Origin of the sequence: Erwinia sp. Leaf53 (assembly GCF_001422605.1) — a bacterium.
In the GTDB taxonomy this organism is placed as follows: Bacteria; Pseudomonadota; Gammaproteobacteria; order Enterobacterales; family Enterobacteriaceae; genus Erwinia.
The window spans coordinates 277,293-290,334 of record NZ_LMLK01000022.1 but is presented as its reverse complement, the minus strand read 5'-3'; the positions used below and the strand labels follow the sequence as shown (position 1 = coordinate 290,334).

The following is a 13,042-nucleotide window of genomic DNA, read 5'->3' as shown; positions in this document are numbered from 1 at the left end:
GTTAACGTGAGTAAGAGGCCGTAGGTTCGGCAAAACGTCGTGCGGGAGAAAAAATGGCCCACTGCCGGTCGAGATCGACGCGGTGGTCGATCGCCTGCGCCAGCAGTTCGCCCAGCGCCGGGGCCAGCTTGAAGCCGTGGCCGGAGAGCCCGGCGGCAACCCAGACGTGCGGGTGGGCGCGCAGCTCTCCCAGCAGCGGGGCCTGGTCGAAGGTGTAGGCTTCCGGCCAGGTGCCGCCGCCGATAATCGCCGGGTGCGCGCCGTTAACCGCCTCGCCCATCTGCCGGTCCAGACGCTGGTACAGCGTGCCGGTCAGCGCGCTGCTGGCCTCGGTGGCAACGATCTGCGGATCCTTTTGCTCATCAATCTCCGCGTCGCCGACAAAGAACTTAAAGGTTTTGCCGTCCGGCATCGGCTGGGTGTTCCACATCGGCCTTCCGGCGGTGACGCGCATGGTTGGCGGAAAGCGGGTGGTATCGAAGCCGCTTTCACGGCCGAGGTGAAAACTTTTGCCCAGCCGGCGCGACGCCACGGGCAGGCCGGGCAGCAGGGTTTTACTCCATGCACCGGCCGCCACCACCACCTCATCAAACTGGCGCTCCTCGCCGTTGATGGTTAACAGCGGGCCCTGCGGCGCGGCGTGAATCGCCGTGACGCTGGCCGCTTCATGGACGCGTGCGCCCAGCGTAATGGCCTGCGCCACGCTGGCCAGCAGCAGCTCGTGCGTGAGCAGGATGCCGCCGGCCGGGTCGAATAGCCCCTGCTCGTCGGCGTCGATATTCAGCCGCGGATAGCGCTGTCGCAGCTGTTCGCGGCTCAGCCGTTCAACGGGTAACTGCTGCTGCAGGGCGGAACGCTCCACCGCCTGAAACCACGGGCTGTCCGGCGTGCCGACGGTCAGGAAACCGCCCGGCCAGTACAGCTGCGTCTGCTGCTCCCGTTCCAGCTGCTGCCACAGCGCCTGCGCCCGCAGCAGCAGCGACGTATAAGCGCTGCCTTCGCCGTAAATCAGGCGATGCTGACGCGTGCGGCCGCCGGACGCCCCGACATCGTTACCCACCCGAAACTGTTCGAAGCCTTCAGCCTGGTGTCCCTGACGGGCCAGCGCCAGCAGTGCGGCGCACCCCATCGCGCCAAGGCCGATCACGGCAATGCGTTTTTTACTCTGACCGCTTTCCATCACAAGCCAACCCTTCGTTGATTCACCGTTGCGCAGGCATAAACGCGCCACCGGGAAGTGGCGGGCGCTTTTGCCGTAACGGCGGGGACGTTCGTTGAATGCGGCTAGTCTGTAAGGGAATGAGGGGCAGGTAAAATAACAAAGCCGGCAATCTTTATGCGAAACAGGAGAATAGCGAGGGACAGATTAAAAATAATTTCTAATCCCCAACGGTAACCAGTTGGGCTCACGGCGGGGAGATAAGGCTAAAGAGCGAATTCAACCTGAACTGCGGAGATAACCGGTAAGCTCACCTTTTGTAATGCAGGCGGGGAAAGTTCACGCCGGCCCGGCGACGGGCGACGGGCGACGGGCGACGGGCGACGGGCAGATGATTAAAGTCACATCGTGGCATGCCATTTTCTGGCTGCTGGCGATTGTCGGAACATTAATGCTGATGTCTTTATTCTGGTTAGCGGAGACATTACCTCCTGAAAAACGCTCGCAAGCCTCCGTAACCAGAGCCTTTCACAACCACTATGCCTTGCTAACCAACGCCAGATACATGCGTGTTACGCTATGCCTGACGTTCTGTTACGTTGCAGCCTACGCCTTTATCACGGGCTCTCCGTTTGTGTACATCACGTACTTCGGCGTAGATCCGCGACTGTTCGGGTAAAAAACAACTATCCCCTGCCCGAATGATTTTATGAATTTCATTCATAGCGGCTATTAATCAGGCGTAATTATCTTTCATCCCGACTCCGTTAATCTGAACGATAAATTCTGGATAAGTCGATACCCATCGGGGTATCGACAGATGCGGATTAAATATTCTTATCAAAGAAGACGTCTAATTTTTGCAAAGCCTTGTTAACGTACTCAGGCACCCAATACGTCTCGATATGGGTAGCACCATCAATCAGGAAGAGTTCTTTGTCCTTCGTACCGGTGGCTTTCGCGAACGCATCTTCAGTCATATAGAGCGTATCGGCTTTTGTACCGGCAATCATCAGCAGCGGTTTATTGATGAGATTGATATGGTCCGTTACGTCAAAACTCATCAAATCCAGCAGACTGCTGGTGGTGTATTTGAACGTAGAGTTCGGATGGGCGTGGGTTTTCCAGTAGTACTCGTAGCCCTGCCGATACAAGGCAAAAGGTAATTTAGCAATCTGTTCATCAGTCATGTTGGCATCGCCGGAGTAAAGCACTTCTCCTCCGGCGGCTTCCTGAGCACGTGCGTCAGAAGCCTGCTGAAGACGCTGCTGGACAGTATCCAGCTGTGAATCCTGCATACCATTGCGGCGTACAAGGCCTGAATTAAACATACTGATGGTTGCAATCGATTTGAACCGTTTGTCCGTCCCGGCGGCAACAAGTGAATACCCGCCACCTCCGCAAATACCCAGCAGGCCGAGGCGGGCGGTATCTACACCAGGATACTGGCTGATATAGTCAGCCATGCCGTGAACATCCTCAATACGGTTAGCCGGTTTATCCACGCTGCGAGGCATACCACCGCTAGCCCCCTGATAAGCTGCATCGGCGGTAATCGTGATGTACCCATGTTCGGCAAGTCGCTGCGCATACAACCCGGCGACCTGTTCTTTTACGCCACCATTAGGATGTGCGACCACCACGGCAGGGTATTTTTTAGCTGGATCGTAGTTAGCAGGGGTATAGACATTCGCGGCGATCTGGATGCCATGCAGATCGTATTTCACCGGATGAATGTTGACCTTGCCGTTGACGTTCCTGGTGATGGCATCGTCATAGGCCAGTGTGAATGGATTTTTTTTATAATCAGCCGCATTGACTGAGGTCACTCCGGCCATTGCCGTGAGTAGCATTGCACTGATAAGCGTGAATTTCATGGTCTCTCCCGATGAGTGTCAGACTGGTTATGCAGGCTCGCGGAATCAAATTTGCAGGCTCAGATTAGGGAGAGAGGGCTGTCAGCATCGTGACAGGGAAATAACATTTTTGTCAGGAAAGGGGCCGGGACGGTTAGTGTTTCTGACAACGCTGTCAGGCAACTGTCAGCTTTATGTTGGCAATCAGGAGGCAGAATGGTCTCGTTTAACAGGATCCATGTTCAATTTTCTGAGAATGAGCGATCAATGAAAAGCCAGAATGACCCAACAATGCCAGAGCGACGCAAGCTGTTAGCCGCCGGGGCGGGTATTGCCGCCGCCTCGCTGCTCCGCCACGTGAGGAAGTCCCGTTATGCGCCTGTTATTAGTTGAAGATGAAGAAAAAACGTCAACCTATCTCAACCGAGCGTTGAGTGAATCCGGGTTTACGGTAGATGTCTCAGCAGATGGCGCTGAAGGTCTTCATTACGCGCTGGAGTTCGACTACGACGCGATAATCCTTGATGTGATGTTGCCGGGGATGGATGGCTACCGGGTACTTGAGGGTGTGCGAGCAGCCAAACAGACGCCGGTGCTGATGCTCTCGGCACGGGGTTCGGTCGATGAGCGCGTTAAAGGTCTTCGTCTTGGCGCAGATGATTATCTGCCAAAGCCCTTTTCGCTTATTGAACTGGTGGCACGTATTCAGGCACTGGTGCGTCGCCGCGCTACGGATGGCGCAGATATCACCCAGCTGCAAATTCACGATCTGCATCTCGATTTACTGGCTCGCCGGGTATTTCGCACCGGAACGCGACTGGAGCTGACCGCGAAAGAGTTTTCCCTGCTGAGCCTTCTGGCCCGACATCAGGGGGAGATCCTGTCAAAGATGATGATTGCTGAGCAGATATGGGACATGAATTTTGACAGCGATGCCAACGTGGTTGAAGTCGCCATTAAACGACTTCGAGCCAAAGTGGATGCCCCGTTCGATATCAAACTGCTACATACCGTTCGTGGCATGGGCTATGTCCTCGAAGTACGGTCCGAATAAATGAAGGGGATAAGCATGCCTGAGCGTTCCATCTCCGTTCACCTGGCGCTGATGTTTGCCTTATCCGCGCTGTTGATTGTATCCGTTATCGGTATCCTGCTCAGAAGCTCCTTGCATGACTCTTTGCAAAAGCAGATGCACAACGAACTGTTGTTCCGGGAATCATTAATGAGTCCGTGGATCACCGCACGAACCTCGGCTGACGGCTGGTCTTTGCTGGCCAATAAATTCACTGTGTTAACCAATTCTGAAGGTGAGCGCGTTCGCTACTGGATAGTGAGCGATAACCCGCGCTTCAGCATGGGGGGAACACCACCGGTTGGTGTTCAGTGGTCTTCTTTACAGGAGGGTTTTAATAAAGTGCCCGGCGCATCGGAAGGCACATGCTCACTGTTCCTGTTAGTGAAAACCATCCCCGCGAACGGAGAAAGGCCTGAGCTTCGCTATGTGGTTGCCATCGACTCCACGCCGTACATGGGCACACTCGATGCGTTCACTCGTACACTGTTGATTATTGTCGCACTGGGCATCGTGATTGTCGCCTTACTGGGATACATCATCTCAAGGATCGGTCTTCGTCCCGTTGGGGCTCTCAGTAAACAGGCCCGGCAACTCGCACCGGGTGACCATGGCCAGCGCCTGAATACTCGCGCTTTGCCCGAAGAACTGCAGCAACTGGCGTCATCCTTTAACGGCGTGTTAGCGCGTCAGGAAATCGCCTGGCGACAGCTCGAAAGCTTTAACGCCGATGTTGCGCATGAACTCCGTACACCGCTGACAAACCTTATCGGCCAGACGCAACTGGGTCTCTCGCGCCGACGCTCGCAGGATGAACTGGAAGAGTTACTGGGTTCAAATCTTGAGGAGCTTGAACGTATGACATCGATCGTTAACGACATGCTGTTCCTGTCTCATGCTCACGCGGGTGAACATGCTTCCCAGCTTACGCAGGTGTCCCTGCGGGAAGAAACCCTGAAAACAGCGGAGTACGTTGAACCCTCTTTTGCTGAAAAACAGCTTTCTCTGCAAGTGGAGGGCGACGTCACCGCGCACATCGACCGACGACTGTTCCACCGCTCACTGGCTAATTTACTGGAAAATAGCGCAAGACATTCACCGACCAAAAGTACGGTTACGGTGCAGTTAAGCGAAAAAGGTCATCAGGCTTGTGTTGAAGTTTCAAACCCGGGCGATTCGATAGCACCAGAGCACTTACACCGGCTTTTCGAGCGGTTCTATCGCGTTGACACCTCCCGAGCCAGGAGTGATACCCATCATGGGCTGGGCCTGTCGATCGTGCGTGCCGTCGCCATTATGCACAGGGGGGACGTCTTTGCGCGTAGTGAAGGTGGCATCAATACATTTGGCCTCACCTTTGCGATACAAGCGGATAAAGCGGCGGACAATGCTCAATCCGGCGCTGAGCCGGGACCCGGGATAACTGACAGAATTGTCAGGAAGGCGTCAGCCTGACGTCATTACCCTCTCGATAAAATCATCGCAGGCAATCCGCCTCTTCAATGATAAGGACGCTTTGCATGATCGGACATTTACGTTACCTCGGGCTGTTACTGCCCTTCTTCACCTTTTCATCCTGGGCTGCGGAGCAAAATCCCGTTGTCCATATCGCACCCGCAGGAAGTCAGAACGCGGTGTATGGGCCAGCAGAGAACTTTACCGGTCGCGTCCGGGTTGATCCTCTCTTCAAGCCTGATAACGAAATTAGCGTTTCCGGCGCTTATGTCACCTTTGAACCCGGCGCTCGTTCCGCCTGGCATACGCATCCGGCAGGTCAGCGGCTGATTGTGACCTCTGGTGTTGGACTCACCCAACAGGAAGGCCAGCCGGTGCAGGTCATCCGCGCGGGTGACGTTGTCTCTTGCCCGGCGGGCGTCAAACACTGGCACGGAGCAGCACCCGGCAGCGCGATGACGCATCTGGCGATAACCGGGATTGTGGATGGTAAAAGCGTTAACTGGAAGGAGTTAGTGACAGATGAACAATATCACGCTCATTAAGGCATTAACGGCAGCGGTACTGCTGACGTTTGGTTTTAGTCTCTCGGCAAATGCTGCGCCCGCCAATAAAGGAGCCTCAGAAATGAACCACGAACAAACCGTTTCCGATACGCTGTCGGTTCGCCAGCAGGCCATCCCGTTGATTGCGGCATCGATGGCCAGCAGTCAGATGGATAAGCTGAATGCAGCACTGAATCAGGGGCTTGATGCAGGGCTCACCATAAATGAAACCAAAGAGATTCTCGTCCAGCTCTATGCCTATACGGGCTTCCCTCGTAGCCTGAACGCACTTAATGAACTCATGAAGGTGGCCAGTGCACGTAAACAACGTGGCATCAAGGATGTTGAGGGAAAAGAACCGATCGCCCCAATCCCTGTCGGGGATGAGCTTCGTCGTGTCGGCACCGCAAACCAGACGAAAATCTCAGGCGCTCCCGTCCAGGGACCTCTGTTTGATTTTGCCCCGGTCATTAATCAGTTCCTGCAAACGCATCTGTTCGGCGACATTTTCGCTCGCGATAACCTCGACTGGCAAAGCCGCGAGCTGGCAACGGTTGGCGCATTAGCGGCAACACCTGGGGTTGAAGCCCAGCTGTTATCGCATACGCGAGCCAGCATGCGTGTCGGCCTGACGGCAGCGCAGCTGCGCCAGCTGGCACAGGTTCTGCGTGAACATGGCGAAAGTGATGCAGCAACGCGAGCTGAAAAGGCACTGCAACAGGCGCTCGCAAACAATACTCACGGTGGCTAAGGTAAAGGAGACAGCGACGACATCCTTGCCGGACTCGACCCAACTGCGCGCCGGGAAAAACTGCTGGTCCCTGAATGCGACCAGGAGCGAAGAACTACAGAAAAGGTAAACAGTTGGTTAGAAACGATACGTAGTTAATCGTCCGCATTCATGAGTCTGCCAGATAAGGGCAATCAGGGGTGCTCAATAATTAACGCTGACAGCTCAGATATGATTGAACAGCAAACATAACAGAGGATGTAATCTTGAAGACAATCTTAAAAACGCTGGCCATCTGCGTAATGGCGGGTGGCCTGATGGCTCAGTCGGTATATGCCGAGCCGCTGGTCATTCAGGAACAGGGAAGCTTTTCTGCGGGTGGCACTATCATCACCGCACCAGGAACATTTGACGCGAAAAAGCCGCTGAACTCTGCTGGCCAAACCTACCATGGCGATCATGCGTCTGTGTTCTACCAAATCCCGGAGAATCCGCATAAATACCCTATCGTCATGCTGCACGGCGCAGGTCAGTTCTCCCGTACCTGGGAAAGCACCCCGGATGGTCGCGAAGGTTTCCAGAACATATTCCTGCGTCGCGGGTTCTCAACCTATCTTGTCGATCAGCCACGCCGGGGCAGCGCCGGGCGCACTACTGTAGAAGGTACGGTTACGCCTAAACCGGATGAACAGATGTGGTTCAACCAGTTCCGCGTTGGCGTGTGGCCAGAGTATTTTAAAGGTGTTCAGTTCTCTCACGACAAAGAAGCGCTGAACCAGTATTTCCGTCAGATGACCCCGAATACCGGGCCGTTTGATATCAATGTTATCTCTGATGCAATGTCCGCCGTAGTGGATAAATCCGGCCCGGCGATCCTCTTCACCCACTCTCAGGGTGGCGGACCAGGCTGGTACACGGCGATGAAAAACGACAAGGTCAAAGCCATTGTCGCCTTTGAGCCTGGCAGCAGCTTTGTCTTCCCGGAAAAAGAACTTCCTGCCCCTATGCCAGGCGCGTTCGACACGCTGAAGGGTGAGCCTGTTCCGATGGAGCAGTTTATGGCACTGACCAAAATCCCGATTCTGGTTATTTACGGCGATAACATACCGGATAAACCTGTCGCCATGCCCGCGCAGGACAGCTGGCGCGTAAGACTGGCGATGGCTCGCGAGTGGCGTGATGTGGTGAACAAGCATGGCGGGGATGTGACGGTGACGCATCTGCCTGAAGTGGGAATCAGAGGGAATACCCACTTTCCGTTCTCTGACCTCAATAATGTGCAGATTGCCGATTTGGTGAGTAAATTCCTGAAGGAAAAAGACCTGCAATAGGAAGAACCAGTATTGAGCCTTCATTATTGCAGGCTCAATACAAACATCATCTTTATAAAAATAAAGTGGCCTAATCCTGCCGGAAAAAGGTGTTGAATATGGCGGTTTACTTTGCGCACAAAGCAGACCGTCAGCCCTGCAAAGATTAATGAATACATCTAATAAACCCTAGTTAACTACCCCCTATAATAGAATAAATAACTTTGCGTTATGCTTCTCCTACACAACAGCTGAAGGATAACGCCATGCAAACTGTAAAACTGAACAACGGTATAGAAATGCCCCTTCTGGGCTTTGGTGTCTTCCAGATGACGGATGCCGCCGAATGCGAAAGAGCCGTGACTGATGCTATCGATACAGGATACCGCCTGATCGATACCGCAGCGTCCTACCAGAATGAAACTCAGGTCGGGAACGCACTGAAACAGACCGGTATCGCACGTAGCGAACTCTTTGTAACGACCAAGCTATGGCTGCAGGATACAAATTATGAGGGCGCTAAAGCACAATTCGAACGCTCCCTGAATCGGCTGCAACTTGATTACGTTGATCTGTATCTGATTCACCAGCCTTACGGCGATGTCCATGGGGCCTGGCGTGCTATGGAAGAGCTGCAGCAGGCAGGCAAAATTCGCGCCATTGGCGTCAGCAACTTCCATCCTGACCGACTGGCGGACCTTATCGCCTTCAACAAAGTGGCTCCTGCGGTAAACCAGATTGAAGTTAACCCCTTCAACCAGCAGTTGCATGCGGTTCCATGGAATCAAAGCCGTGGCATTCAGCCGGAAGCCTGGGCACCGTTTTCTGAAGGTAAAAATGGTCTCTTCCAGCATCCCGTATTAGCGGCAATTGGTCAGAAGTACGGCAAAAGTGTGGGCCAGGTGGTACTGCGCTGGATCTTCCAGCGGGGCATCGTTTCACTCGCGAAAACGGTGCGGAAAGAGCGCATGGAAGAGAACATTGACATTCTCGATTTTAGACTCAGTTCTGAGGATATGCTGCAGATTGCTGCCCTCGACACCGCAACCAGCGCCTTTTTCTCACACCGTGACCCGGCGATGGTGGAATGGCTGACAGGCCGCAAACTTGATGTTTAAGCTGCGATAAAAGAGGCGTTCATTCAATACAAAAACGTTTTTCAGGTAAATCAGGGCTAGAGGTGTCCACTCTGGGACTCGGTTGCAAAGGACCCGTTATTCTGTTTCCGTTTTCCAGGCGGCCCCCCAACAACGCGCCATAAGCCACTGAGAACAGGCCGCCGCCGCGAATTTCACGGCAGCCGGCACATACGGTCGGGCAGATTATGCTTCAGCGGTTCAAAAAATACAGGGCTTAAAGGATCAGCACGCAGCGAAAATCATTAACGTTGGTCAGCGTCGGCCCGGTGATCACCGCATCCCCCAGCGCGCCGAAAAAGCCGTGGCCGTCGTTGTTGTCCAGCGCCGCGCGCGGTGCGATGCCCTGGTAACGGGCACGCTGCAGCGTGTCCGGTGCCAGAAAAGCGCCGGCAATCTCCTCCTGCCCGTCCACCCCGTCGGTATCGCCGGCCAGCGCCCAGACCCGCTCTGCGCCGTCCAGCGCCAGCCCCAGCGACAGCAGAAACTCGACGTTGCGCCCGCCGCGACCGCTGCCGCGCACGGTGACGGTGGTTTCACCGCCGGAGAGCAGCAGGCAGGGCTTGCTGAACGGCTGACCGTGGCTGGCCACCTGCAGGGCGACAGCCGCCATTACCTTACCCACGTCGCGCGCCTCGCCCTCAATTCGGTCGCTGAGGATATGTGCCGTGATACCCTGCTCCGCTGCGATTTTCGCCGCTGCCTCCAGCGCCATTTGCGGCGTGGAAATCAGATGCACCTCATTCCTCGCCAGCCGCGCATCGCCCGGTTTGATGCTTTCAGCTTCCCCACTCTCCAGCCGGCGGCGGGCGGCAGCCGGTACGCTGATTTGGTAGCGTTCAAGGATGGCGAGCACATCAGCGCAGCTGCTGGCATCGCCCACCGTCGGACCGGAGGCGATATCGGCCGGATCGTCGCCCGGCACGTCGGAGATCAGCAGGGTAATCACCTTCGCCGGGTAACAGGCCGCGGCCAGCCGCCCGCCCTTGATGGCGGAGAGATGACGGCGCACCAGGTTCATCTCGCTGATGGTGGCACCGGAGCGCAGCAGGTCGCGGTTGATCTGCTGTTTGTCCGCCAGGGCTATGCCCTCCAGCGGCAGCGGCAGCAGCGACGAGCCGCCGCCGGAGATCAGGCACAGCACGGTGTCCTGCTCGCCCAGCCCCTGCGCCAGTGCCAGTATACGCTCAGCTGCCTGCAACCCCGCTTCATCCGGCACCGGATGCGCCGCCTCCACTATCTCTACCGCGCGGCAGGGCACGCTGTAGCCGTAACGCGTGACCACCAGCCCGCTGAGTTCGCCCAGCCAGTGATCCTCTACCGCCCGCGCCATCGCCGCAGAGGCTTTGCCCGCACCCAGAACCACCAGGCGGCCAGTGCGATCGGCGGGAAGAAACTGCGGGATGGTATGCTGCGGCTGAGCGGATTCAATCGCTGCCAGGAACATCTGCTGTAGCAGCGCGCGTGGGGAAAACGAGTTATTCATGCTTCACCTGTTAATCGTCAGAAGACCGCCGGAGACGGTCTGGTCAGTCTACGGCCCACAGCGAGGCTCAGCGGTCTTCACCGCCTGTGTCAGTGACACTGTCACAACGCCCGGGCCAGCATGTGCATTGCATCGTATTCGGGTCGGGTATTTCGCAGCGGGTGTCCACACCGGCGGACAGCCCGGAAATGGGGCCAGGCCGCCACAGCATCAGCTGTGGCAAACGCACATCACGGCCTGATCCACGCTGCAACACACTCTTTCATCACCCGCAGATGTTCATCCAGCGCGGACTGCTCACCCAGATCGGTCTGGTAGATAATCGACAGCGTGGACTGGTTAATCAGATAAAAGAAACCCAGCGCAGAAATCGTGATATTCAGCTGCATGGCAGCGATATTCCTGCGCACGTTGTTTTCGCGCCAGCCGCGCTCCAGCAGCCCCTGAGTGATGTCGATCCAGCTTCTGTTCAGCTCCACCGGGCTGTCCAGCCCCTGCAGATGGCGGGCCTTCAGCTGGTTTTCGCTGTTGAGCAGGCGGATAAACTCGGGGTTCTTCAGATAGTAGTGCCAGGTGAAATCCACCAGCTGCAGAATCGCCTCATTCGCCGGAAAACGGTCGAGATCCAGCGCCGCTTCCTGCTGGCGTTTATCGCGGTAGGCTTCTTCCAGTACCCGGGTAAAGAGCTGGTCTTTGTTAACGAAGTAGTAGTAGATCAGCTGCTTATTGGCCTGCGCCCGTTCGGCAATACTGTCCACGCGGGCACCGTCAAAGCCCTTCTCGGCGAATTCAGCACGCGCCGCCTGCAGGATGCGGCTCTGCTTGTCTGCCACATCGTTCTTATCCTTAACCATCCTGTTAGCCACAGCTGTTCCCCCTCCGGGTTCGCGTACTTTTTCGCAAGTATAGCGTCAGAACTGACGATGAAAACGGATAATAATAATTTTCAACTAACTAGTTGGTTATGTGAATCCGATCACCCCAGGCGGTGAATTATCGACCTATAGTGATTTCATCAACCGGTTAGTTGAAATCAGTATCTGCCCTTTCAGCCCGGTTGTCCCTGTTGATTCTCTGAAATTCCGCGGTCGGTCACAGCGGCCCCGGCACACTAAACATATCGCGAGGTGAAAGTAATGGCTCAGATTCCCGTTGGCATCATTATGCACGGCGTTACCGGACGTATGGGTAAGAACCAGCATCTGATCCGTTCGATTGTGGCGATACGTGCACAGGGCGGCGTGCTGCTGGCCAACGGCGATCGCCTGATGCCGGACCCGATCCTGATCGGCCGCAACGCGGAGAAGATCGCCGCGCTGGCGCAGGAGTACGGCATCAGCCGCTGGGGCACCAGCATTGACGAGGCGCTGGATAATCCGTCGGACACTATTTTCTTTGATGCAGCCACCACCCAGGCGCGTCCGGGGCTGCTGAAGAAGGCCATCAGCAAAGGCAAGCACGTCTACAGCGAGAAACCGGTGGCGATGGGGCTGGATGAGGCGCTGAGCCTGTATCACTTCGCCCGCGAAAAAGGCGTCTGTCACGGCGTGGTGCAGGACAAGCTGTGGCTGCCGGGGCTGCAGAAGCTGAAACTGCTTAACGAATCAGGCTTCTTCGGTAAGGTGCTGTCGGTGCGCGGCGAGTTTGGCTACTGGGTGTTCGAAGGCGACCTGCAGCCGACCCAGCGGCCGTCGTGGAACTACCGCAGCGAAGACGGCGGCGGCATCATCCTCGATATGATCTGCCACTGGCGCTACGTGATCGACAACCTGTTTGGCGAGATCAAAAGCCTGAGCTGCCTCGGCGCCACCCATATCCCACAGCGCTGGGACGAGCAGCAGCAGCCTTACCCGGCCACCGCCGACGACGCGGTTTACGCCACCTTCGAACTGCATAACGGCGCGATCGTGCAGATTAACAGTTCGTGGTGCGTGCGCGTGCGCCGCGATGACCTGGTGACCTTCCAGGTGGACGGGGTCAACGGCTCTGCGGTGGCCGGGCTGACCGACTGCGTCACCCAGAGCCGCGTCAACACCCCCAAACCGGTGTGGAACCCGGACCAGCGCCAGACGCACAACTTCTTTGACGACTGGGCCGAAGTGCCTGACACGCAGCACTACGACAACGCCTTCAAGGTGCAGTGGGAGCTGTTCCTGCGCCACGTCTGGGGCGAAGGCGACTACCGCTGGGGCCTGCTGGAAGGGGCCAAGGGGCTGCAGCTGGTTGACCTGGCGCTGCAGAGCTGGAAAGAGCGCCGCTGGGTTGACGTGCCGTCGCTGGAGCGCTGAGGAGA

At 56.3% G+C, this 13,042-nt stretch carries 11 protein-coding genes and 1 pseudogene; 8 read left to right on the top strand and 4 right to left on the bottom strand.

Annotated features, from left to right (window positions below):
* Position 1 precedes the first annotated feature (1 nt).
* Positions 2–1,180 carry an FAD-dependent oxidoreductase gene (locus ASF13_RS15110; RefSeq protein ID WP_056237808.1) on the bottom strand — a complete coding sequence of 393 codons (1,179 nt, stop codon included), beginning with the start codon at positions 1,178–1,180 and terminating at the stop codon, positions 2–4.
* Positions 1,181–1,496: 316 nt separating this feature from the next.
* On the opposite strand from ASF13_RS15110, the pseudogene ASF13_RS24975 reads away from it, so the two are divergent.
* A pseudogene (locus ASF13_RS24975) lies at positions 1,497–1,835 on the top strand (Bcr/CflA family drug resistance efflux transporter); the annotation flags it as partial.
* A gap of 151 nt (positions 1,836–1,986) precedes the next feature.
* Here ASF13_RS24975 and ASF13_RS15100 read toward each other — a convergent pair.
* A complete protein-coding gene (locus ASF13_RS15100) occupies positions 1,987–3,012 on the bottom strand; it encodes an alpha/beta hydrolase (RefSeq protein ID WP_233208899.1) in 1,026 nt (341 codons plus the stop codon).
* 376 nt (positions 3,013–3,388) lie between these two features.
* On the opposite strand from ASF13_RS15100, the gene ASF13_RS15095 reads away from it, so the two are divergent.
* The 6 genes from ASF13_RS15095 (at position 3,389) to ASF13_RS15070 (ending at position 9,245) form a co-directional block, all read left to right on the top strand.
* Positions 3,389–4,069, top strand: a complete 681-nt coding sequence (locus ASF13_RS15095) for a heavy metal response regulator transcription factor (RefSeq protein WP_056237798.1) — start codon at positions 3,389–3,391, stop codon at positions 4,067–4,069.
* A 15-nt stretch (positions 4,070–4,084) separates the two neighbouring features.
* A complete protein-coding gene (locus ASF13_RS15090) occupies positions 4,085–5,542 on the top strand; it encodes a heavy metal sensor histidine kinase (RefSeq protein ID WP_056238430.1) in 1,458 nt (485 codons plus the stop codon).
* Positions 5,543–5,607: 65 nt separating this feature from the next.
* Positions 5,608–6,087, top strand: coding sequence for a cupin domain-containing protein (locus tag ASF13_RS15085; protein ID WP_056237795.1), 480 nt, complete (start codon positions 5,608–5,610; stop codon positions 6,085–6,087).
* Complete coding sequence (locus ASF13_RS15080) at positions 6,065–6,838, top strand: carboxymuconolactone decarboxylase family protein (protein ID WP_056237793.1); 774 nt, start codon at positions 6,065–6,067, stop codon at positions 6,836–6,838. Before ASF13_RS15085 ends, ASF13_RS15080 begins: the two co-directional genes overlap by 23 nt.
* Before the next feature lie 245 nt (positions 6,839–7,083).
* Positions 7,084–8,148: an alpha/beta fold hydrolase gene (locus tag ASF13_RS15075; protein ID WP_056237789.1), complete on the top strand. Its 1,065-nt coding sequence runs from the start codon at positions 7,084–7,086 to the stop codon at positions 8,146–8,148.
* Between the two features lie 245 nt (positions 8,149–8,393).
* A complete protein-coding gene (locus tag ASF13_RS15070) occupies positions 8,394–9,245 on the top strand; it encodes an aldo/keto reductase (RefSeq protein ID WP_056237786.1) in 852 nt (283 codons plus the stop codon).
* Positions 9,246–9,480: 235 nt separating this feature from the next.
* On the opposite strand, the gene ASF13_RS15065 is transcribed toward ASF13_RS15070, so the two are convergent.
* A complete protein-coding gene (locus ASF13_RS15065) occupies positions 9,481–10,749 on the bottom strand; it encodes a glycerate kinase (protein ID WP_056237783.1) in 1,269 nt (422 codons plus the stop codon).
* A 230-nt stretch (positions 10,750–10,979) separates the two neighbouring features.
* On the bottom strand, positions 10,980–11,615 hold the full coding sequence (locus ASF13_RS15060; protein ID WP_072166389.1) for a TetR/AcrR family transcriptional regulator: 636 nt from the start codon (positions 11,613–11,615) through the stop codon (positions 10,980–10,982).
* 270 nt (positions 11,616–11,885) lie between these two features.
* On the opposite strand from ASF13_RS15060, the gene ASF13_RS15055 reads away from it, so the two are divergent.
* A complete protein-coding gene (locus ASF13_RS15055; RefSeq protein WP_056237779.1) occupies positions 11,886–13,037 on the top strand; it encodes a Gfo/Idh/MocA family protein in 1,152 nt (383 codons plus the stop codon).
* Positions 13,038–13,042 lie beyond the last annotated feature (5 nt).